At 38.2% G+C, this 22,585-nt stretch carries 22 protein-coding genes and 1 pseudogene; 3 read left to right on the top strand and 20 right to left on the bottom strand.

What is annotated here, in order from left to right:
- Together ACQRBH_RS14730 and ACQRBH_RS14725 are read left to right on the top strand one after the other, a co-directional pair.
- A complete protein-coding gene (locus tag ACQRBH_RS14730) occupies positions 1-324 on the top strand; it encodes a helix-turn-helix domain-containing protein (protein ID WP_195761414.1) in 324 nt (107 codons plus the stop codon).
- A 580-nt stretch (positions 325-904) separates the two neighbouring features.
- Positions 905-2,266 carry an SIR2 family protein gene (locus ACQRBH_RS14725; RefSeq protein WP_427743393.1) on the top strand — a complete coding sequence of 454 codons (1,362 nt, stop codon included), beginning with the start codon at positions 905-907 and terminating at the stop codon, positions 2,264-2,266.
- Here ACQRBH_RS14725 and ACQRBH_RS14720 read toward each other — a convergent pair.
- Positions 2,256-2,978, bottom strand: coding sequence for a toll/interleukin-1 receptor domain-containing protein (locus tag ACQRBH_RS14720; RefSeq protein ID WP_154567923.1), 723 nt, complete (start codon positions 2,976-2,978; stop codon positions 2,256-2,258). The genes ACQRBH_RS14725 and ACQRBH_RS14720 overlap by 11 nt on opposite strands.
- Positions 2,979-3,259: 281 nt before the next feature.
- Here ACQRBH_RS14720 and ACQRBH_RS14715 point away from each other — a divergent pair, with 281 nt between their 5' ends.
- Positions 3,260-4,102 (top strand): hypothetical protein, encoded by an 843-nt coding sequence (locus ACQRBH_RS14715; protein ID WP_154322969.1) that lies wholly within the window; start codon positions 3,260-3,262, stop codon positions 4,100-4,102.
- On the opposite strand, the gene ACQRBH_RS14710 is transcribed toward ACQRBH_RS14715, so the two are convergent.
- From ACQRBH_RS14710 to ACQRBH_RS14620, 19 genes and pseudogenes are all read right to left on the bottom strand, one after another.
- Positions 4,092-4,952, bottom strand: coding sequence for a hypothetical protein (locus tag ACQRBH_RS14710; RefSeq protein ID WP_154322968.1), 861 nt, complete (start codon positions 4,950-4,952; stop codon positions 4,092-4,094). The two genes, ACQRBH_RS14715 and ACQRBH_RS14710, sit on opposite strands and share 11 nt — an antisense overlap.
- Before the next feature lie 230 nt (positions 4,953-5,182).
- On the bottom strand, positions 5,183-6,097 hold the full coding sequence (locus ACQRBH_RS14705) for a tyrosine-type recombinase/integrase (RefSeq protein ID WP_154322970.1): 915 nt from the start codon (positions 6,095-6,097) through the stop codon (positions 5,183-5,185).
- A 122-nt stretch (positions 6,098-6,219) separates the two neighbouring features.
- On the bottom strand, positions 6,220-7,758 hold the full coding sequence (locus tag ACQRBH_RS14700; protein ID WP_347375990.1) for a lysozyme family protein: 1,539 nt from the start codon (positions 7,756-7,758) through the stop codon (positions 6,220-6,222).
- 35 nt (positions 7,759-7,793) lie between these two features.
- On the bottom strand, positions 7,794-10,133 hold the full coding sequence (locus ACQRBH_RS14695) for a VirB4-like conjugal transfer ATPase, CD1110 family (RefSeq protein WP_154322971.1): 2,340 nt from the start codon (positions 10,131-10,133) through the stop codon (positions 7,794-7,796).
- Positions 10,126-10,491, bottom strand: coding sequence for a PrgI family protein (locus ACQRBH_RS14690; RefSeq protein WP_154322972.1), 366 nt, complete (start codon positions 10,489-10,491; stop codon positions 10,126-10,128). The genes ACQRBH_RS14695 and ACQRBH_RS14690 overlap by 8 nt, the downstream gene beginning before the upstream one ends.
- A 16-nt stretch (positions 10,492-10,507) precedes the next feature.
- Positions 10,508-11,344, bottom strand: coding sequence for a hypothetical protein (locus ACQRBH_RS14685; RefSeq protein ID WP_154322973.1), 837 nt, complete (start codon positions 11,342-11,344; stop codon positions 10,508-10,510).
- A gap of 81 nt (positions 11,345-11,425) precedes the next feature.
- On the bottom strand, positions 11,426-11,725 hold the full coding sequence (locus ACQRBH_RS14680) for a glutamyl-tRNA amidotransferase (protein ID WP_416390461.1): 300 nt from the start codon (positions 11,723-11,725) through the stop codon (positions 11,426-11,428).
- Between the two features lie 65 nt (positions 11,726-11,790).
- Complete coding sequence (locus ACQRBH_RS14675; protein ID WP_154322975.1) at positions 11,791-13,596, bottom strand: VirD4-like conjugal transfer protein, CD1115 family; 1,806 nt, start codon at positions 13,594-13,596, stop codon at positions 11,791-11,793.
- A complete protein-coding gene (locus ACQRBH_RS14670; protein WP_154322976.1) occupies positions 13,583-13,786 on the bottom strand; it encodes a hypothetical protein in 204 nt (67 codons plus the stop codon). Before ACQRBH_RS14670 ends, ACQRBH_RS14675 begins: the two co-directional genes overlap by 14 nt.
- Entirely contained in the window at positions 13,783-14,700 is a 918-nt protein-coding gene (locus ACQRBH_RS14665; protein WP_154322977.1) for a hypothetical protein, read from the bottom strand. Before ACQRBH_RS14665 ends, ACQRBH_RS14670 begins: the two co-directional genes overlap by 4 nt.
- 6 nt (positions 14,701-14,706) lie before the next feature.
- On the bottom strand, positions 14,707-15,561 hold the full coding sequence (locus tag ACQRBH_RS14660; RefSeq protein WP_154322978.1) for a PcfB family protein: 855 nt from the start codon (positions 15,559-15,561) through the stop codon (positions 14,707-14,709).
- Positions 15,536-16,993 (bottom strand): relaxase/mobilization nuclease domain-containing protein, encoded by a 1,458-nt coding sequence (locus ACQRBH_RS14655; RefSeq protein WP_154322979.1) that lies wholly within the window; start codon positions 16,991-16,993, stop codon positions 15,536-15,538. Before ACQRBH_RS14655 ends, ACQRBH_RS14660 begins: the two co-directional genes overlap by 26 nt.
- A 2-nt stretch (positions 16,994-16,995) precedes the next feature.
- Entirely contained in the window at positions 16,996-17,331 is a 336-nt protein-coding gene (locus tag ACQRBH_RS14650) for a plasmid mobilization protein (RefSeq protein WP_154322980.1), read from the bottom strand.
- Positions 17,328-18,284, bottom strand: coding sequence for a DUF5688 family protein (locus tag ACQRBH_RS14645; protein ID WP_243133595.1), 957 nt, complete (start codon positions 18,282-18,284; stop codon positions 17,328-17,330). Before ACQRBH_RS14645 ends, ACQRBH_RS14650 begins: the two co-directional genes overlap by 4 nt.
- A 276-nt stretch (positions 18,285-18,560) precedes the next feature.
- A complete protein-coding gene (locus ACQRBH_RS14640) occupies positions 18,561-18,965 on the bottom strand; it encodes a hypothetical protein (RefSeq protein ID WP_154322982.1) in 405 nt (134 codons plus the stop codon).
- A gap of 16 nt (positions 18,966-18,981) precedes the next feature.
- Positions 18,982-19,974, bottom strand: a complete 993-nt coding sequence (locus ACQRBH_RS14635) for a DUF3991 and TOPRIM domain-containing protein (protein WP_154322983.1) — start codon at positions 19,972-19,974, stop codon at positions 18,982-18,984.
- A gap of 120 nt (positions 19,975-20,094) precedes the next feature.
- Positions 20,095-20,706 carry a PBECR4 domain-containing protein gene (locus ACQRBH_RS14630; RefSeq protein ID WP_154322984.1) on the bottom strand — a complete coding sequence of 204 codons (612 nt, stop codon included), beginning with the start codon at positions 20,704-20,706 and terminating at the stop codon, positions 20,095-20,097.
- A gap of 463 nt (positions 20,707-21,169) precedes the next feature.
- On the bottom strand, positions 21,170-21,511 hold the full coding sequence (locus ACQRBH_RS14625; RefSeq protein WP_154322985.1) for a hypothetical protein: 342 nt from the start codon (positions 21,509-21,511) through the stop codon (positions 21,170-21,172).
- Between the two features lie 137 nt (positions 21,512-21,648).
- Positions 21,649-22,585: pseudogene (locus ACQRBH_RS14620) on the bottom strand (helicase); the annotation flags it as partial.

Below are 22,585 nucleotides of genomic sequence, written 5' to 3'. Positions count from 1 at the left end.
ATGAAAACAGGAGAACGAATCAAAACAATACGAAAATCTCAAGGCATTACACAAGCCAAACTTGCTGAAACACTTCATATTTCTTCTAGTTTCATGAGCCGTATCGAAAATGGATCATCTAGTCTCACTTTGGACTTCGTTTGTGAGATTGCAGATGCACTTCAGGTTACACGTCAGGAAGTTCTCCGCGATGTATTTACCTATGCTAAAGATGACAACATTCCAATTTCCAAAAAAATAGAAATCAACATCCAAAAGTTTTCTCCTGAAAAGCAAGCAGAGATTCTGGATGTATTAGAATTTCTTGCCTCTCGTCTTTCTTAATTATAACACGCATATTATTTTTTGCATCTTTTTGGACATAACTGATATGTTTTTAGGACATGAGTTTTTTATTTATACATGCACTCTTCTCTCCATTCATAGAGTGCATGTATTTTTTAAGTGGCTAATACTATAACCCTTTTATATATAAAGACACATTAATCAACAAAAAGTGACGCGAAAAGCGAATCTTTTTATTTTAATATTCCATACCCCCTCTCTATCATCGTTGGTATTTCTATCATTTCTCAATTCAAAATGATCAATTTAGATAGCAAAAGCCATTCTTGAGGCATTTCTTCCTAATCTCCCATAACGGATAATAATTAAGAACAATTATTCGACATAGTTACTCTACTCCCTGACTGTTAAATTCTATATACGCTTTTGACATTCCCAGATTTCTTCTACTCATTGCAGGAAACAATACTATAAATCGACTATAGTTACTAGAGTATTCACAGTCTTCCTATGAAATCCTTCTATATGTTAACCCTTCAAATCCAAAATCATTTAAACATGGCAGATAATCTAGAGTTATCCGTTATTGTTAAATGTACTATTAGACGGAGGATGTATTATGTTTTCTGAAAAAAATTTTGTTGATAAAGTGGCAATGGCAATAAATAATAATGAAATAGCTCTGTTTGTAGCAGCTGGATTATCTTCAAGTACAGGATTACCCAGTTGGAATGATTTGTTAAAACCTTGTGCTGATGAATTAGGGCTTACTATTAACAAAGACAGTGATTTATATATGATTGCACAATACTATGAGAACGAATATGGAAAAATCGAATTAGTACATAAGTTTGAAAAAACAATAAACTGTTTGAGTGCGAACAGCGGTTATTTAAATGCAATATTAGATCTTGGATTTCGTGAAATATGGACTACAAACTATGATACAATCATTGAAGATAACTTAAAACAGAGAAATATTATTCCGAAAGTAATTCATAATGATAATGATTTAAATAGTTTTACTGATGGAGGTGTTCACATTTTTAAAATGAACGGTGATATTACCAATCCGCAAGAAATGATTATGAGTAAGTCTGATTTAGAACAATATTCACTTTCGCACCAACTCATGTTAACATGCTTCAAAAGAGAGTTGATTTCTAAATCATTCATTTTTTTAGGATATAGTTTTACAGATTCTCTTGTTCTCAATGCACTTTCATCAATCAAAGCTTGTTTGTCCGATGCTTGTAATATACATTATACAATAATCAAAAATGAAAATTCGGATTATTTTAAGTATTTTATTCGGGATCTTTGGAAAAGATATAATATTAAAACGTTGCTTGTGGACGATTATCAGGATATCTCTAAAATTATATATTCTATCAGTGAAAAGACAAAAGAGAGAAAAGTTTTTATTTCAGGTTCTTTTGATTCACTTCCATATAATGAAGATGTTTTCGCAGATGCTATGTGTAATTCATTAGTAAATGCCCTTTATAATAATAATTTTATTATTTCAACTGGGATGGGGCGCAAAGTGGGAAACTATCTTGCTGGACATGCTTTTCAGTATTTGTCTAAAAGAGATGTGTACGATATTGAAAAAAAACTTTTAATGCGTCCATTCTTTGAAAAAATGGATATGCATGAGAAGACTAATCATAGATATAAAATGATCGAAGAATGTAAGCATGCTATTTTTATTTTTGGCAAAAGCCCTTCAAAAATAGATGAAAAAATTGATTCGAAAGGAGTATTTGAAGAATATAAAATAGCAAAATCCTTAAAGAAAAATATTATTGCAATTCCTGCAACAGGATATGCCGCAGAAAAAATTTTTGCTGAACAAAAAAAGAATATTGTAGAATATCCTTATTTAGAAATGTACCTTACTGCTTTGGAAAAAGAAAAAAATCCTGAAAAAATCTCTAAAATTGTAATAGAGATATTAAAAGATTGTGTTAGTGATTAGTTTTATTATATTCATTCAAAAGTATTATTAGTATTGTCTCTACTATTAATATTTCTTTGTGTGGAAAGGCAATATTTAACTGAGTTAATTTACACATTCGGTCTAAGATACAACGATGCATATCAGAAATAATACTGCCTTTAAAGTTGAGATATAGATATATCATATATAAAATGGTAAAACGTGCATTGAAATTGTCTTTATCTGTTTGTCTATATGTATATAATGCACTTGAAATGTACTTATCGGGATATGCAATAAATTTACTGAGATTTCTCACGCTATATCCATTTAATTCATCTTTAATGATTTTGTATACAATTTGATTACAAGTAGATAACGTACCTGATTCATTAGATAATTCATTATAAATCAAAAATGTTAACCAATTATATTTTTCCGGAAGTTCACAGGCCTTGACTTTATAAAATATAGGAAAAACTTGTATTGTTCCTTTTTCATAACGCGTTTTTATTTCATTTAATTCGTCATTACCACATGGGCAGTTAAACATGTTTGGTGAAATGATAACTACTGCATAATTACATGTATCAAGTCCTAAATCAAAATTTCCTCTAATACGATTGTCCCCTAAAGTTAATTCGTGATAATCATACCATATTGGCATATGGTATTTTTTCAAATGATATAGAACAGAATTAACAATTGTATATCTATCCCCACTTGAAAAACACAAAAAGATTTTCTTCATTTACATTCTCCTCATATAAGTAATTTAAATATTTCTTTATTTTCGATTGCCAATCACCATTGTTTAAATAAATCATATAACGGATAACTCTAGATTATCCTTCAAACCTTATCATTGACTATATGTATTATATCAAATCTCATCAAATTTTTCCATCTATATATAAAGACACATAACTCTTTAAAAAGTGACGCATATTTTGCTTTCCCTTTAAGTTTTACAAGATAATATATAATTATCCGTGAGTTAAACAGATTTTTTTCGAATAGCAAGGAGATTTTATGGATTTTTATGAAAAAGAACCGGTAAGTTTATATTTAAATGATTTGGTACTCTTAGAAGAAATAACAACAAAACAACAGCATATTATTATTTACAAGCATCCATTTTTAGGAATAGTTTTGGTTATTAACGGAGAAATACAGCATATAGAAAAATATCAATGTCCTTATCATGAGCTTTTAGTACATTTACCTGCAAGTTTCATTAAAACTCCTAAGGAAGCACTAATTCTTGGAGGTGGTTCGTTATTTGCTGCTTATGAAGTTCTTAAATACCCTTCTATTGAAAGGGTAACTTTATGTGATCATGATGCTCATGTACTGGAATTAATGGATAAATATTATGTTCATGCAAGAACTGTAAGAAAAGATTCTCGATTCCATTTTATAGAAAGTGATGGTATAGAATTCATTAACCAGTGTTATCATAAATATGATCTGATCATAAATGACTGCTTCAACTTATTAAAAATCAGTATGCATAATCGTTTTCCAATATATTACAAATTGAAACAACTTTTAACTCCTTCTGGCTTGTGTTCCGATATCATTTATAGGCATATATTCGATGGAGATATTACAAGCGCTTCGATAAAAGAAATAAAAAAGTACAGTAACGTAGCACTTTCATTGGTGACAGTTCCTGAATATCCAGGTATTTTGCATATAGAGACAATTTGGGGAAACAATCCGAATCTATCTCAAACTCGCCATAAAGTAATAAATGAATACCAAAAAATAATTATAAAAGGCGAAAAGAATCCATTTAAATTCTTTTCGCCAGCAAATTTGCCCTTCTATTTGTACATACCGCCATATATTAAAAATAAAATTATAGAATAAAATTATTTGTAAAGCTCATAGAGGGCGACGGAGCTTTAATTGCATCATAGAATACTTTTACTTTTTCCCATGAAGAAGAATTAACAATATTGCTAACGCAAGTGTTAAGCTCATCTTTATTACTAAAATATCCGTATTGCACTAAATATGGTTCCGTGACATCGGATGTAGCAGCCCAAGGTGATCCGAGTAGAGAGCAAATATTGTCACGCTCTTTACGATACAATTTTATTGAATTTATTTTTAGATATGGAATATCTTTATATTGATCTGTATTTAAAGATATTCCTACTTTTTGAAACATTCCTTGAGCCACAAATCCATGCTGAGAAGGACACCTTGATAATGTAGCCGTTACCCTTGCGTGAATGCCATAAAATGATTCTGAGAAAAAATCAGGAATATGCTTTAACAAGTATGAAGTCGAAATAACGCCTAAGATTCCTTCTCCAATGTAACCATATCTATTATATAATCCAACTAATGTTTCGCCATTTAGTGAGCCAGTACGAATAGTCTCATCTGAGCCAGCATAAAACTCTAAATTGCGAAACTCTTTCGAATTAATTTCTCCATCAAAACTATAAAGCGTATTCCAACGTACAGCATTTTGATACGGATCTCTTGGAAAAAGTTGCACATATGGAGATAGCAAACCATCAAATGCAATGGTATCTCCAAAGTTCACATTTTTGCAGTGAATTCCACGTTGCCACAAATCAAATGCCCCATCAAAAGAATTATCTTTATAAATACCATTTTTCAATTTATCAAATGAATATCCTGCAATTGCACCTACAAAAGTCTGCGCAGCAGCTTCGAGTAATGACTGACCTATTATTTCTAACATCGTATTCTTACCGTCTTTTCTTAAATTTTAATCTTATGGATAATTATATATTATCCACCAAACCTTATCATTGATGTTACATATTATAACACATTTCCCCAGTTTTTTCCATTTCACAGAATGTTTTTACAGTATTTCTTTCACTCTTTCTGTAGGATTCAGCTTTCGTTGTATGCCAAAAAAAGCCACCAACTCTGCTGACTTGTTTTTCCTTATTCATATATGACTTTCTATGCTACCAACCCAACTTTCATATATTGTCTTGGATGCATATCCCGCAGGATCTCTGCCTGCTTTTTAGATGCCACATGAATATAAATCTGAGTTGTCTTAATAGAGCTATGTCCAAGTATACGCTGTACACAGCTAATATCCACGCCCTCTTCAATCAGGTAAGTTGCAAACGAATGACGAAACATATGTGGCGTGATGTTTCTCTCTATTCCGGCATTCTTAGCATAACGCTTTATCATTAATCTTATGGATTGTTCTGAAAACCTTTCTCCATCCCGATTAACAAAAAAATACCCACTTTGTTTTATATTTTCATAATTCTGCTCATAGTATCTTTTTAAAAGTTCGAGAACTGACCTCTCGCCGATCAAGATATATCTCTCTTTACCACCCTTTCCCATAATGCGGATTACGCCAGTATTTAAATTAATATTTTCTTTTTTTATATTCGATATTTCACTGACTCTGGCTCCAGTTGCAAAAAGTGTCTCAACCACTGCAATATCCCTTAATATACTCTTTTCCTTTTTCTTTCGGATTTTCAAATCTGTATACATGCTCTGTAACAATTGTTCAATTTCCTCACGTGGTATTATCTTTGGAAGTTCACTTGTCTCCTTGAACTTAACTTTAATTTTTCTAAAGGGATTTTCCTGTATAAGCTCTTCATCTTCCAAGAAGTTGTAAAATGCTTTTACACTGGCTATTTTACGTTTTACGGTTTTCTGGCGAAAGTTTTTGTGCAGATTCGTAATGTACCGTTCAATCCAGTTCTTATCCAGATCACATTCACCAACAAACTCAAAGTATTGTCGTAAATCAATCCTATATGCCTTCACAGTTTTGTTATCCAGCTCTTTACGATATTGACAATATTCTAAATAGTCTTGTAACATCTCTTTTAGTTTCATTTCAATCCTCCTAACAGCATTTTTTGACAGTATAACATGTCCTTTCCTTAGAATAGGTTGATTGATTAGAATCTTCTTTAGAACTGGAAACATCCGCCTGCTGCAATCGCAGGCGGATATTTTTAATACACCGGAATCCCATATCCGTAAATACTACTGTTTCCAATGGAATAACTGCGTCTTGCACATTTATCCCCACTATTCCCTTCTATAGTATTTACTTTTCCTCCAGTCACACTCTCCACAATACCTACATGATTGATACTCCCATCATTTCCCCAATCAAAAAATATAATATCTCCCGGTGCTGGCACATAACTTGCATCTCGAAACTGCCCTTTCCGCTCGAACCAATCTACACCTGCCGAACAAAGAGAAAACTTGGGCATTGCCCCGCTTTCAATATACCCACACTGATCAGCACACCATGATACAAAGCAGGCACACCATTCCACTCTGCTGTGAAATCCGTACCAACTCCAATAGACATCTCCCCGGTTTCCTTCTTGTGCAAGTGCAATTTGAACGATTGCCTGACTTCCCATACCTGTCGGTATTCTCCCCAAAGAATAATACCTGAGAACATGTGGTACATATTGCTTGTCCCCATAGCTCTTCCACCCCAGTTCTGCTGCTTTCATATCCGAGAACTCCGCCGCATTAGCTATGGTATAGCCACCATAATTACGCTTCGCCCATGAGATATAACTATTTCCAAAGTTATAGCCCTGTAGTGCAAGTTTAATATGTTCCATATCAATCGGACTTTCCACTTCTGCACTGGCAAGCGCTGCTTTTAGTTCCTGCACTCCACATCGAATCGAATAATCCGGATCAGTAATACCATTGGGTTTTCTTGGATATCTGGTATTAAAACCGCCTTCTGAACTCTGCATTGGATCTGAACCCCTTCCACCGCTTTCCTGCATCATTACTGCTTTAATCAGCTCTACATATTCCGCTATACCATACTGATTCGCATATTGACGGATAACAGGCTCATATGCCTCTACTTCGGCACTGACCGGATTTACCGTACTGGAATTATCTCCTCCGGTTATACAGAGAATCCCGCCAAACAATATTACAATGATCAGGACGAGAACCGCAATCCATCCTCCTGCAACAATCGCTGCAATCATAGCCTTCGTTGCCACTATGATTGCTTTTACTGATGTAATTGTTGCATGCGCCACAGTTCTTGCAGTCTGCTCTGTTGCTCTTACTGCCTGTTTTGCTGCTACCGCCGCCTTTTTTGTCATTTTTATAGAAGTTGAGGCTGCTGTCTGTGCTGCCTTTTCAGATTTTTGTGTCGTTTTAATGGTCATACGTGCTGTATGTTCTGCTGTCTTGATGGAATAAGCAGTAGACTTAATCGTACCCTTTCCAGTGGTTGTTTTGAATATTTCTTTTACTGTATTCGCCATCTTTCTGCCTTGTTTTCTAACCTGATGTGCGGTTTCATGAACAGCAATATCCGCAGAATGGGATAGTTTTTTCTCTGCGTACTCCGCCGGAGTCTCATTCTGAGATTCCGGCGTCCGCTCTGCACTGTCTTTGGTGCGTACATAAGTACGTTTCATATGTTCCGTACTTATGACCACCTTATCCAACATTTTTATATCCTTATGGACTTGTCGGGTTTTGATTTTCTTTCCCATCATCTTTCGATTCTCCTATCGTTCCTTTTCCGGGATTACTGCCTATTCCGGTTTGCACTATCCTCTCCCGGTTTTGTGGTCATCAGTTTATAAAGGCTTGTATTTCTCGGAAATTTATTTACGAATGGCACAAGGGAACTCCCGTACTTAATCAGACCACATCCTGCATCTGCATTTGTGATATAGCTCATCTGCTCGTTAGATATATTCAATAGCTCTGCTAACTTCTGACGGTCAGACGCTGCCTGATTCAACATAACGATATACTCACTGTTTGACAACATGGTACTTGCAAGCACAGAATCTAACAAATACTCTACATTCTGTGTGATAGCGTTCGGGAATGCATTTCTCTTACGAAAGCGACGCCATGCAGAGTTAAAAAAAGCTCCGGAATACTCGTTTTCAAAAACAACATGGAACTCATCCAGAAAAATATGCGTACGCTTTCCCTTCTTCCAGTTCTCCGTCACACGATTTAACATAGCATCAGTGATCACTAAAAGCCCCATTGTTTTCAACTGTTTCCCCAAGTCCATGATGTCATAAACCACCATGCGGTTATTCACATCCACATTGCTCTCATGAGCAAACGCATCAAGGCTTCCACTTGTAAACAGTTCCAATGCAAGAGCGAGATCTTTTGCTTCTTTCTCTGGCTGTTTTAACAGTTCCTCACGCAGCACACATAAGGTCGGCACTCTGCCTCCATTCTGATAGGATTCATATACATTTCCGGTACAACGGTCGATCAGGGATTTTTCTTTCGCACTGACACCATTTTTTTCCAACTGTTCAAATAGTGATAAAACAAACTCTGACTTATCACTCACCGGGTTTCCTCCATCTCCATATCCTTCTACCATGTCCATGGCATTGATATGATCACGACTGCCTGCCGCAATACGGATAACTTCACCACCCATTGCCTCAATAAGCGAAGCGTATTCACGCTCTGGATCACAAATCAGAATATCATCACCCGTTGCAAGAGCAAGAAATACAATCAGCATTTTTGCACTGAAAGACTTTCCACTGCCCGGCACACCAAGCAGAAATGAGTTCGGGTTTAACAGTTTTGCCTTATTACATAGAATCAGGTTATGAGAGATTGCATTTTCTCCACAGTAAATTCCTCCTTCATCCATGATTTCCTGTACCCGGAACGGCATTAACACTGCAAGGCTCTCTGTGGTTAGTGTACGGACTGCATTAATTTTCCGGTGTCCAATAGGTAATGCTGAATTTAATCCGTCCATCTGCTGATATTTCAAAACAGAAAACTGACACATATGCTTTGTTCCAAGTGCAAGCAGTGTCTCTGTATCCGTATCCAACTGCTTCTTCGTATCTGCTGTATGCACCAGTGTTACGACCCCGAACATCATCCTCTGGTCACGAGTAGTCAGATCATCCATAAACTCTTTGCTTTCTTTTCTCTGCTGCTCCATGTCATACGGAACTACAGCAGAATAATTCTGATTAGCGTTCTGCCTCCGCTGCCAGTTCGTGATATTTGTTTCTACTCCCAACAGACGGCTTTCAACCTCTCGCACTGCTTCATCTGTAGGCACTGGTATGATATCAATACTCATCATAAGATTACGGCTGATATCTGTCATTTCCGCAATCATATCATCCTTGATGTAAGACGCATATTCCCGCAGAAATATCACACGCCCGAAACGGTCTCCCATGCGAAAATAATCCTTTTCAAATTCAAAGCTGTCCGGGCAAATAAAATCTTTAAAACTATGTCCCTTTCTCATGGTTTCTGATAGATCAAATCGAAATGAAGTCTCTTCACCAGTCCGGTAAAAATCATGCAGTATACGAAGTTTATCAGTTGCATCCAGACTCACGCTTTTCGATCCAAGTCTTGAAAAATGTGCTGCAAGTTCCACTCCAACACGATTAAAATAAGTTCTCGCTTCTTCTACTGTTTTTTTATACGCTGACACTGTCACATATTTTTCCAATACCATACGATTAGCTCCGGTTGCCTTATCCATAAGCATATTGTTATATTCTTCCCGATACGGATTCAGTCCGTCTTCCTGCATAGGGATCAAAATAGCATTTTCAAAGTCCTGCTGATTCAGTCGTCGGCTGTTAATGGTAATTTTGAAAGTAACTCCACTGTCAAAAGAATTAAGAAGCTCACTGTACTCTAAAAACATTGCTTCTTTATCTTCTTTACTTGCTACCTGATAATTAATATCCACAAATTTGAAGGTACAGGAAAACTTATTTTTCCCGACTTTAAAAATCCCATCTTTCCAGATCGCCTGGATCGGAATTGCCTGCTGTACACTACGGGGAATCACAAATCGTTCCTTGTCCTGCTTAAAAATATTATTCAATGTTTTAATCATGCTCTTTCACCGCCTCTTTCTTTTTCTTTTCAATACATGGCTTCAATGCTTCGTAATAAATATTTTCCGCCTGAAATACCAATTTTTTAGGCATCAGGATTTCCGATTTGATCCATGCCCACGCAAATTGTTCGGCATTCATCCCATGATATCGGAAGAATCCCATCCCTGCGAAAGGCGCCGCACCAAGCACGCACATCCAGCTTGTGCTTTCCATTCCCATATATGGGCGCAATAAAAAATACAGCCCGACAGCAACACCGCAGGCTAATACCGAAAAAAAGAACTGCCGCAAAGACAGTCCAAAAAAAATACTTTCCGTATAATTCCGGATTTCCCGGTTAATTTTTACTTCCAACTCTTTCTTCTACCTCCTATAATCCCATCATTTCCCGTACTACCCGGTCTGACATCTTAACTGCACCGACCAATACAAGCATATTGAAGATCAGCTCTCCGATATACTTCCATACCATTGTAACTACTGCTGCATCCGGATCAACCACTGGCGGCGATGTTGTAAACACAGAAAATATAATACACGCAAGTACAATAATCGCTCCCTCCAGACAGACTGCCGCATAAGATTTTAGAAAACTTATTCCTATACTTTGTGACGGTTCTCCTGCAAACGCCGACAGCGGGACCGGGGCAATGGCAGTATATAAGTACAAGCGAAAAAATCTTCCATACACACTCATAATCATAATAAAGCTCAATACCGTTACAAAAAGACCGCCAATCAGTGTAACTGCCCACAAAGGAATCCTCTCAAAAAATCCGCAGTCATCCACTGCATCTATAATCTTTAACGGAAGCATCGTCTGCAATGCATTCCCGAATCCGGCAGCGTTCATAATCGTACTGATGATCCCCTGTACAATTTTAAAGAGCGCCATCATCAATTCCAATCCATAAGTAATGGCACCCTTTGCAAGGGCAAATCTTATAAACAGCTTCACAGCATGTTCCGGCTTTTTTACCTCTGTAAAACTACCGCAGGTCTTTACCACACCGACTACAAAAAATAATACCAAAAGCGCATAGCCGATTGCCTGCAGCGCACCATGAATACTGACAATGACGCTCCATATTCCGCCTCCCTTAAATGTCTCCGGGGACTGTGTGATAATCATCCATATCTCCGCCAGTTTTTCGTTCCATGTGTTCAATGCATTTTGTAAATTCTGGACAACCCAGTTATCTGACACTTTTTACACCTCCTGCCTTTATTCCGGACGGACAGCTCTCTTCTGCCCGCCCTTTCATTTTCTAAAGTTTCCTATACTTCTCTATCCGGCAATCATCGTCAAAATCTCTTTTGCGAACGTAATAATAACGCCTCCGGCAAGAGTCAGAAAACCATTTGCCCTCTGGCTCGGATCATGGGATTTCAAAGATAATCCTACCTGCACAATACCAAATCCCAACAAAATCATTCCAATAGCACGAATCAATCCGAAGATAAAAGTAGACAGATTATTAATAACTGTCAGCGGATCATCTGCGGCAAATACTGTCACTGTTCCTATAGTCATCACAAAAACCGCCGTAACATACAATAAAAATCCTTGTTTCATTCTCCTTCCCATCGGATATTTTCCCACACTCTCTTTTCTGTCTTTTTGCAATGTTTTATTTATTCTCAATACGCTCATTAATCTGCGTCCTCCTTGTTTTTATATAACATTTCTAAGTCTTCTTCAGATAAAAGTTCAAATGAATCTATTTCTGTCTGTTCAGGAATTACCTCGCCTTCCAGACTATCGGCAAGTGTTATTTCCGCTACCGCCTGAGATACTTCACCATGGCGGTATGGCTTTCCATTTCCATCCGTAGTCAGTGCTACATTTGGATGCTTTAAAATATCATATTTTTCATCCATCACCGGACGTTCTCCCCGGATAAAAAGAAGCGCATAGCGGTTATCCAGCATACGCACTTCATCCGGCGTCAAAAGCTCACGCCCCGATATCTGATAATTCGTAGAATAGTTTCCAGAATGCCCGGTAGACTTTCCATAAGTATTCATGTCAATGGTCGCTTTTCCAAGCAGCTCACTCACATACTTATGTGTTCCCTGCTCGTTACCGCCAAGATACAGAAATTCATCACAGTTTCCCACAATACTTTCCCATTGTTTTTCAAACAATGCCTTTAGCTGTGCCATATTTTGCAAGATAATGGACACGCTGACTTCCCTCGACCGCATGACAGACAGTATCTTGTCAAAATCATCCGGCAGGGAAACGTTCGCAAACTCATCCATCAGAAAATGCACATGCACAGGAAGCCTGCCTCCATATTTATGGTCTGCAAGATAAAATAACTGCTGAAATAACTGTGTGTATAAGATAGATATCAGAAAATTATAACTGGTATCGTTATCCGGTATCAACGCAAATAAAGCTACTTTCCTTTCTCCCAATGATGGCAGATTCAATTCATCTGTAGCTGTCAATGCAGCGAGGCTCGATAAATTAAATTTTTCCAGCCTTGCTGCCAGCGTAATCTGTATGGATTTCAATGTTTTCGCACTGCCGGAATGGTAATCCTTATAATATTTTACAGCAATGTGTTCCGGCTCCCGCATTTCCAGACGTTCAAATAGTTCATCCAGCGGTGACTGATACTCGTCATTCTCCTCTCTTACATCTCCTGCCCGCAAAAGTTCCATAACCATCGGGAAATTCTGTTCCTCTTCAGGAGCTTCATATTTTAAGAAAAAGATAATAGCAAGCAACAGCATAGATGCAGCCGTATCCCAAAAAGGATCATTGCTCTGGCTGCCTTTCGGTGTCGTTGCCTTAAATAAGTTTGTCACAAGTCTCTGCACATCATTATCATCTTTCAAATACACAAACGGATTATAGCAATGACTTTTTCCCATGCAGATCAGATCCAACACCCGGACTTCGTAACCTTTTTCTTCCAGAAGATGTCCGGTGTCTCTTAAATTTTCCCCTTTAGGATCTAACACTACAAAGGATGTATTTGCCTGCATCAGGTTCGGTTTCGCATAAAATCTTGTCTTACCGGAACCTGCACCACCTATGATAATAGTCAGTACATTTCGCATATGTTTCCGCATATTATAACTAATCCGCACATGCATGGTCATTATCTTATTGGCAGAAAAGTCCTTATCTGCGTATCTTTTATTAACTTCCTGTGCTTCGCCCCATTTTGCAGAACCATGTTCCTCTCCTTTCCGGTAATTTCTGCGTGTGGAAAAATAAATACCAATTCCCATACCATATGAAGACAGAAAAATAAGGACAGTTTTTACGCTGTCCTCACATATCACAATATGGAATGGTTCATTGATTGCCTGCGTGAATTGCTGCATGATTTCCGGCAGACCTCCTTTTACATATGGTGCGATAAGCAGAGCAATCCATATAACCGGAAGTATCCCTAACACCGCCAGTATCCGCTCTGTCTTTTTCTCACCGCTCTTCATGACGCCAATGTCCTCTTCTTTCCTTCCCCTGTGGTTCCTCGATTAGCTCTATAACTTTCATCAGCACATCATCCACTGCATCTGTCGGCTTATTTTCTTTCAGCATGGCATTTCTCTTATCTTTGAGAGAATGGAAAATCACACCACACTCATACTTATCAAGCTCAAGCGTTTTCTTTTCCTCACTCATCTTGCTTCCTCCCGGTGCTGCTGTGACTGTTGACGGTTATTCTGTATACGGTTCTGGTTTAACACCTTTGCCATACGGGAAGAAATGGCATATGCCGCATCACGTGCTTTAGAAAGTTCTGCTCTGACTTCCTGCGGTTCCATACCTGCCAAAAATTCTGGTACATCATGGAAATTAAATCCCTGCGTATCAATACCATATTTCTTACAGAGCATATAGGACGCACAATACGCATAAAAAGAGTCTTCATTACGGTCATAATTCTTATTTCCCTCTGCGAATCCGGCGAAGGCAAGTTCCGGTGTCAGACTACGGAAAATCTGTTGTGCATCCATTCCTTTTCTCACATAAATACAACCTTCTTCCGGTTCAAACAATGCACCTTTATCTTCCGGCATCTGGTCCGGCTCTGCACCAACAATATTAACTGGAGGATTGCTGATTAACGCTCTGATTAGCAGTCTTTCATCCATATTTGTCTGTGGTTCCTGCTTCGCCCTGACTGTTGTCTGGGAAATATCATAAAGTTTCTTTGCATTGTAATATGTTCCAATACTTCCATCTTCTCTTTCGTACTCTTTTCCCGGCTCCATAATTAAGACCGGATTCTTCATTTCCTTCCTCTTAACATAACCGCCCTGTCCTCTCCAATATCCACAATCGCCCAGTTTCTGTGCCTCTGGATTCTGTGCAAGAATCAACAAGGCATTGTTGGCTGTGTAATGGTCAAACCGACTCTGCACATCCAGATACTTTTGAAACAGTTGACTGTCCGCAGCCACTGCCTCTGTAATCTGTGCCGATCTCTCATAACAAAAATTCCGATTATTTTTACTTTCCGCAACAAAGGCTGCTGTTTGATCATCCTGCGGTACTGCCGCAACATTTAACATTGCATCAAAATTATTCTCCATATATAACTACCTCTCTTTCACTTTTCTCGTCTTTTTTCTTATCTGTGGCTGTTTGTGTTGTATCTGCCTCTGGTTCTTGGGCTTTACTCCTTTTGAAACAATATCTTGTCTCGTTTTCTCCGCTTCTTTCTTCCTCGTTGCCTGAATTTCTTTTAATTCTTCACGTACAGAATATTTTTTCGGTGTGCCAGTCGTATAAAACTTAGAAGTACCCTCGGCGGTTATTCTGTGCTTCTCTGATGTAGGCTCGGACTGATGGGATTTCTCTGTCTCTGCCAAAGAGGGGTTTTGCTGCTTTTTCTCTTTCCTTACCGGATCACCCAATAATTCTTCCATAAGTTTATCCTCTTGTGATTTATCCGGTCTGTCTTTCTCTGGCACAGGCTTCCCGTCTTTCGTGACATTCTCCTTTGTTTTTTCTTTGGACAGATGATTTTTTTCTTCTCTTGCTTTTTGAATTTCCGTTTTAATTTTTGCTGCTTCACTAACTGATGCAAACTGAAAACGTTCCACAATTCGATTGATACGTGGCGCATCCTCTTCTTTCACCATAATATCCACCATACCGTCACTGCTCCCTTTAGGATTACGCACTGCACAGTATAGGATTCCATAGCGTTTTGCCTCCTGCACAAATTTCTTCAGATCACTTTCCTTTACGGAAAACACTGTCAGCGGTTTCCCTGACCGTACAAGAGTTTCCAGCCTTGCCCTTCCTCTTGTCTTTTTCTGTTCTTTCAAGACAGCATACAAAAGTACAGCAAGCTGTTTTGCCCCGGCACCGGATATCTTTAATGCAGCTTCTCCTACCTCTAATGACATCCTCACCACCTGATCAGCGGCTTCGCCTGATGTGTTCATGGCTTTTATCCTCCTTCTTCTGATTATTTTCCTGCCGCACAATCTGTAATTTTTCTTTCATTACACCGGAACGTGCAGCGATTCCGTCACAGAGCATCACCTCCTTTCTGAGCGTACCAATCTGCTCCGTCAAAGATGAAATCTCTGCCTTAATTCCAGACAGCTTATCTTCATCCTTAATACTGCGGCTTTGGTATCGCAAATGTTTTCTTGTGTCCGCAAGCTGTGTCATCTGCCCCTGCAACCTTTCTTTCAACGAAAAAAGCTCCTCTGCTGTATCAATGTGATAACGGCAGAGAAGCCTTGTCTCTTTTGAAATCGTATCTAATTTTCTTAAATCTTCCCGCAATAAAAAATGGAGCTGCTTTGGATTAACGGGCGGTCTGTTCTTTGGAAATATCCCCAACAGATAACAATAGTGAAAATATAATCCCCGCAGTCCTCCGATTTTTCGTCTGACTGGCAACGTTCCATACATCCGAACCACATACGTTTTTTTCTGTGGTTCATGTTCCATTCTTTGTATTGCTGACTTTTCATTGGACTGTTCCAATAATCTCTGGCGAATAGCCTCAAGAGTATAATTCTCTCCGAAGTTACGGGCAAGCTTTACTCCTCTTTCTCTGCCTTGCGGACAAATAGTAATATCTTTTCCAAACTTAAAGGAATAGCCCTTTTCCTTCAGGTAATGAAAAAACTGTTTTTCTGTTCTTGCCATCTCGATTGCTTCATCCACATCAGCTTTAATCAATCCCCGGTAAGTCGGTCTGCCCTCCTGCTCCGCTCTCCATTCTCCATAATGCTTTGCCTTTCCTGCTTTTGGATTTTCGATAACGGACAATCTATACTCCCCGCACAGCTTGTCGGACACATTCCGCATATCCCGATAATCCTGATTGGTACGGTGATATCTGCGTCCGTCAGCAAACGAAACAGAATTAACCACAAAATGATTATGAAGATGGTGTGCTTTGTCCAAATGTGTTGCCACAAGCACTTGAAAACGCTCTCCCCATAATTCTTCTGCCAGCTTCACGCCTATCTCATGTGCCATCGCCGGAGTACATTCCCCCGGTGCAAAAGACTGGTATCCATGAAATGCCATAATACCTTCGTCTTTTCCATACCTTTTTTTGACTGCCATCATCTCACTACGTGCAGTAGTCGGTGTACAGTTGATACCAGAAACATACTGCTGCATAATTATTTCAGATTCATTATCAATACTGTCACCTTCCCCTGATTTGTTCTTACGTCTGGTCTTTTCTTCATTTACCGCATACGCAATAACATCTGTCAGTCCCTGTGTGTCTTGTTCTGACATATCCGGTGTTTCCACAAAATCAGGATTTTCTGTCTTTTCCGGATTTTCCACATAGACAACAACTTTTCCAAGCCATCCTTTGACACTCCAGATTGAAGTAGTTGCCATCTTTACTGCCCTTCCACTTTCTCTGGAAGAATGACCGCCTCTGTAATTTTCGCTACCGTCTTTTCAAACGCTCGCATATTCTGATCGTAACGCTGTACATCAATCACATTCAGAGTATGTGCTTTCTGTGCAATCTGATTTAAATTGTTTCCAATCTTATTCAGTTCCCGCATCATGGAGTAATAATCCGGCGGTGGTGCGTCCCTTGGAACCACACCGTTGATGACCTGACGCAAATACGCCTCGCGGTTCAATCCACTTTTTCTCACTTTTTTATCAAGGCTCTCTGCTTCTTTCTTGTTGAGCCGAAATAAAATCGGTATATTTCTTTTTCTCATCGCTCCATATTCCTTTCTTTTTCTATGGATGCCTCCACCTGACTAAGACAGTTTCTTACCCGGTCATATTCATACACCCGGTCTGACAGCACTTCCTCTCTGGCTACTTCAGAGGCATTTACTTCTCTCACCAGTTTTCCTAATTCTTTCGGAGTCATTCCTAAATTTTTCGGAACAACAATGCACTCATGCACAGATGACGGCAAAATATAACATCCCCCATCAAATTTTTCATCTATCCTTTTTAATATATCCGGGTAAATCAATACCGTAGCACCGTTTGTCTGATCCGAATTGGACAGAACAAATAATTCATCATAATCCATTTTTTCATTTTCGTTCATTAAATTTTCTGTTGGTGTCTTATTAAATTGAATCCCCTGAATCACTGTTTCCATGCTCTGTAAAACCGCCGGATGCCTCCGCACACCATTTTCAAATGCTACCTTATGAATTTCCGGCAAAGGTATCTTCCACGCCTTTATCATTTCATTTGTAATATTCATGCTTGCTCTGCCCACATCATAGGGAAATACGATTTTATAAATCACTGCCAGATCTTGCACCCTCTTATAAGGCATTCGGTACAACATTCTTTGATTTGCTTTTTGATTGACCAATACCGGCTCAATATAATGTTTCACTGTTTCATATTCCAGAAAATCAACCTTGTCTACAATATTATGTCTTTCATTGACTTTCAAAAAGAAATCTGCTATTTCTTTCATAACCGTTTCTATAGATTTGCCATGTCTGATTTCATCATAAAATGGATCTGTATAAATAGTCGAACTAATACTTTTGTCTGGCATACCAAAGTTGACTCCGGTCATAATGGTTCCATTATTTTTTTGACTTTCTACTACAGTACATTCCACATCCTGAAATTCGTCTGGAAGATATTCTTTAATATTCTGCACGATGCCTTCCGCAAATACTTTATTTGTTCCCAAGCTGACCACCTCTCTTCTTCTTTTGCTTCTCCTTTATCTGATGATATTTCACCATCCTTTTGCATCTTTTGCTTTTATGTGTACTCTCTAATTCAACTCGCATAACAGTCCTCCTCTATTGAAAGGGTATTAGGGGTTTCCCCTAACAAGCTGCCTTTAGATAGTCCGCTTTTAAGGCAGGCTATCCAAAGGCGTTGCTTGCTGGTATAGTGTATTTCCTACGCCACTCAAAAAATACTTTAAGTGGCACAGATACCTGCCGAAAATAAAATCTGCTTATAGCTTTTTTACTCCTTCCGGATGGAGGCATCCTCCACATTCCGGACAGCACCAAAAACACTTTTTACATTCTTCCTCGCCACATTCTCCATGATCTTCAAGGGTGCATTTGCCGCATTGTGGACAAAGATATTCACAGTCTTCACATCTTTTTTCCATATCTTCCATCATACAATCTTCATTCTCCGGACAAAAATATGGACAGTTTTCACATACCTCCGAACAACTGCACTCGCTCTTTTTCTCTACTAAAACACCTATCATCTCTTCATCTGATACATCAAATTCCTGCCCCGTTGCAATCATGGTCTGCAAAATTTCTTCTGCTGTTTTTGTGTTTTCCGCTCCAATTACAACCTCTTTTTTGTAGATAATTTTCAATTCACACTTAATTGCTTTCATCACAATTCCTCACTTTCTATCGTTCTAAGTCTTTTGTTCTACTTCGTTTATAGTTCCTTTCACCATTTTTTACCCGCTTTGTCAGTCCCTTTCCCAACCGAATGCATAGACAATCGTTGTAATCATTGCCTTGTTTTGGTGGCTGATCATCTGTGCGATACTGCTCTGGCAAGACTGTACAAATTGCTTTTGTTGCAAGCCTCCCTGCTCTGTCATTATCAAGATGCAGCACTACTTCGTTTACTTCCGGATGCTCCTTTAAGAAACGGGTTAATGCTGCCGGGACCTTACTTTTCTCAATTTCCTTTGCTGGCTGGTATATTCCGGCAAGTGATAACAAATGCTCTGCCCTCCAGTCTCGTCCTTCCAGCTTCTGCAAAGTGGCATAAGATAACAGGTCAATCGCTGATTCAAACAGATGTACCGTCCTGCTTTTTTCTCCCGTTGGAATGGAAAAAGAATAGTTTTTATCACTCCCACTCGCCTCTCCGATAAAGTCCGTTCCGACTCCTCTAAGTGCCGCATACCGGGGTTTATCCTCCCGATCCCTGCCAACAAAGACAGCATTATGGTAATTTTCACTCTCATATATCCGTCCCGTTCTCAAACAAAACTCAATAATATCCGTATCAATTCCACGCCTTTGCAGGTAGGAAACAACATAGGTCTGATAACGGTATGACTTTGGTAAAAGCAGGATTTTCTCTTTTGCCTTTTCGGCTGGTACAGAAACAGGCGGCCTTATCGCCGCCTGTTCTGCAATGATTTGTACTGCCTCCATAAAGGTATAATTCCTGACTTTTATCAGATAATCAAGAGCTGACCTGCCACCAATTCCTCTGCTCCACCACATCCATTTCCCATTGGAAATCTTTAAACTGTCATGCGTTTTTGTGGTGTATGTGTTCCCTGAGAAATGAACAAGTTCATATGGCTCATAGTTTTTAAGGTACGTCAGCAAGTCCATCTGTTTAGCCTGACGCACAACTTCTGGTGCGATATATGGCATAATTTTCACTTCCTCTCCTGCCCATCATTTGACATTTCCCCTTTAATTTCATATGTCAGGACATAAAAATAGCCGGGTGGTCTTCGTTATTGAAAACCATCCGGCTATGTAAAATTTATATTAGACTATTTCTATCTTGCTTTGTATCTCAATTGGTAATTTTTCGATTTCTTTCTGAATCCCAAATGTTAATTCATTATACTTTTTGGCTCCTGTTTTTTTCTTGAATATATGAGTAACTTCACATAAATTACCAAATTTACTATTGGCTATTTCTTCCACTCTAAAAGAATATGGAACTTTACAATTACTTATAATGTTTCCTGCTAAATCTTTGTCATCTCCCAGACATATAACAAACTCAAGATTAGTAATTCCTATTCCATATGTAAAAGTCATTGTAACTATATCTTTCGCAACAACCACATCTGTTAACGTAATTTTATATAACTCAGATAAATACTGTGTCTTCTTATCTGCTAAGTCATAAGGATGATTAAAATCAAATAAGACTTCTTGTGGGCGTAATCCGTTTCGAGTTAATGCATGATTATAAAAATTCTCTGCACTCAATTTTGTTCCAACTCCAGTTAAATGCAGAAATGAAGATTTTTTAAAAATTACCTCTATAAATTCATTCTCATATACAAACATATAAGTATTTCCTACAAAGTATTGTTTATACTTTTTCGCTGAATTATGAATTCTTCTTATGATTTGTGCTTTTCCCATTATTTCCTCCGAAATTAAAAAGGGAAGCTACGCTTCCCTTAGAATAACCACTGGCTGTTTGTTTTGTCCTCTACCGATTCCAAAACATTTGCGTATGACCTAATCCCCATACTGGATATGACATTATCCTAACGATACCGTGCCACCCGGGTTGTTATATTGATGCAATCGCAATAACAAAGCCGCAGATTATTGTATTGCTCTACGTGCAACTCCAGTGCTTTCTATAATTATAGTATGTCAGATATATCTATTTGTCAATCATATTTTTTTAGTTTTTAAATTTGTTTCCATTTTTTCTTAGTTCTATACTTATATTTTCCAAAAATCAATCTATGCGAAGAGACACTTTTTGAATAATAACATACTTTTCTTTTTCCGTACAAACATTATGTTAATGCTGTCTGCACCATGTTCCCCCATTCATCAATAGATTATTTTTATTTGTTTCAACTGCATAGTATTATATTATTTTCAACAATTGCAGTAATTCTAACATATGCCTCCCGCCTAAAAGGTACGTTTGAAGATTTTCCATATCTCTCTGTTTTGTCTCTAACCGCCAAAATCTTGATAATGCCTCTAACTCTGATACTGCTAAATTCATCGGTTTTCTAATAACATCTCCATCAATTATCGTAGAAATAAATCGATACTTGTCTAAGATTTCTCCACTTTCTTCCAATACCTGATTGTATAAATCAGATTCTTTTTTCAGTTCCTCTTGACATCCTTCTTCTAATTTTTCGGCAACCCCATTCAACCACAATGGCAGATTATAAAGGTCTATATCATTTATTTTCACATGTATTCCCCCTTTCTCCTCAGACTACCTTATAACAAATCTGCTTGTCCATTGTGCGATTTTAAAATTGACAGACTTGATTTCTATAAATCAATCTGCTATGTAAACGGTACTGGTTTCCCAATACCGTAAATTTCTTACCGTTCCCGCTCTCTACTACTTTTTTCAAGCACCACTTTGTTTTCTTGCTCTTCGTCCAGAATAACCCTATCCTTCTTATCCATGTCCAAAAGAGCATTTAATTCTCCAAGTCTTGCTATCTTTTCAGCTAACTCCTGCTCTTTGGGAAATGGTTTCTGTGCCTCACTTTTTGCTGTTTCAAGCTGTGTTTTTGTATTCTCCAGCCTTTCCCGGCACCGTTCCAGATTATCCTCGAATCTTGCAATCTCATTATCCAAACGGGTAATGTTTCCATGAATATCCGTTCCAATCGGTACATCATGCGTCAGTTTTCCTTTCAAAGCAATAACAAATTCCTGTTTGAACATATCAAAGAATAATTCCATTTTCATCCCACGATAAGCTCCAAGCTCTACTTCTTCTGGCGATTTCATAGCTTTGCAGGCTTCTACAATCGCTTTTCCTGCCTCTTGTTTTTCCGTATAAGTCATACCGTTTATCTGCATAGATGGGAACACTTCCCGATCAGCAGGTGTAAATGCCTTTACCTGTGCTATATCTTCCCGATAAGCTGCAATACGTTCTTCCAGATGTTTTATCTCCATCGGATACTGTTTGGTTGCCTTATCTTCCATTTCATACCGCTGGCTTAAAAAACTCTGCTTTAATAATTGCAATTTTGACACCTGTACATCCAAATCCATCTTCTCTTTAATATGTGGATTTCCAGTTGCAAGTGCTTTGATTTCTGCATAGGATAATGCCACCTCATCAATATCCTCAACGGTTCGTGCCGGACTTTTAGAAGTCATGATCTGGCTGATGAACTTCTGTTTATTCTCAATAATCTGATAGAGATAAGCGTCAAAAGTTCCTTCCGTAACATACCGGACAATGCTTACTTTCTTATTCTGATTACCACGTCGTACGCTTCTTCCTGCCCTCTGCTCTAAG

This window comes from Bariatricus sp. SGI.161 (assembly GCF_050313695.1).
In the GTDB taxonomy this organism is placed as follows: domain Bacteria; phylum Bacillota; class Clostridia; order Lachnospirales; family Lachnospiraceae; genus JAFBIX01.
This window is presented reverse-complemented; position numbering and strand designations above follow the sequence as displayed.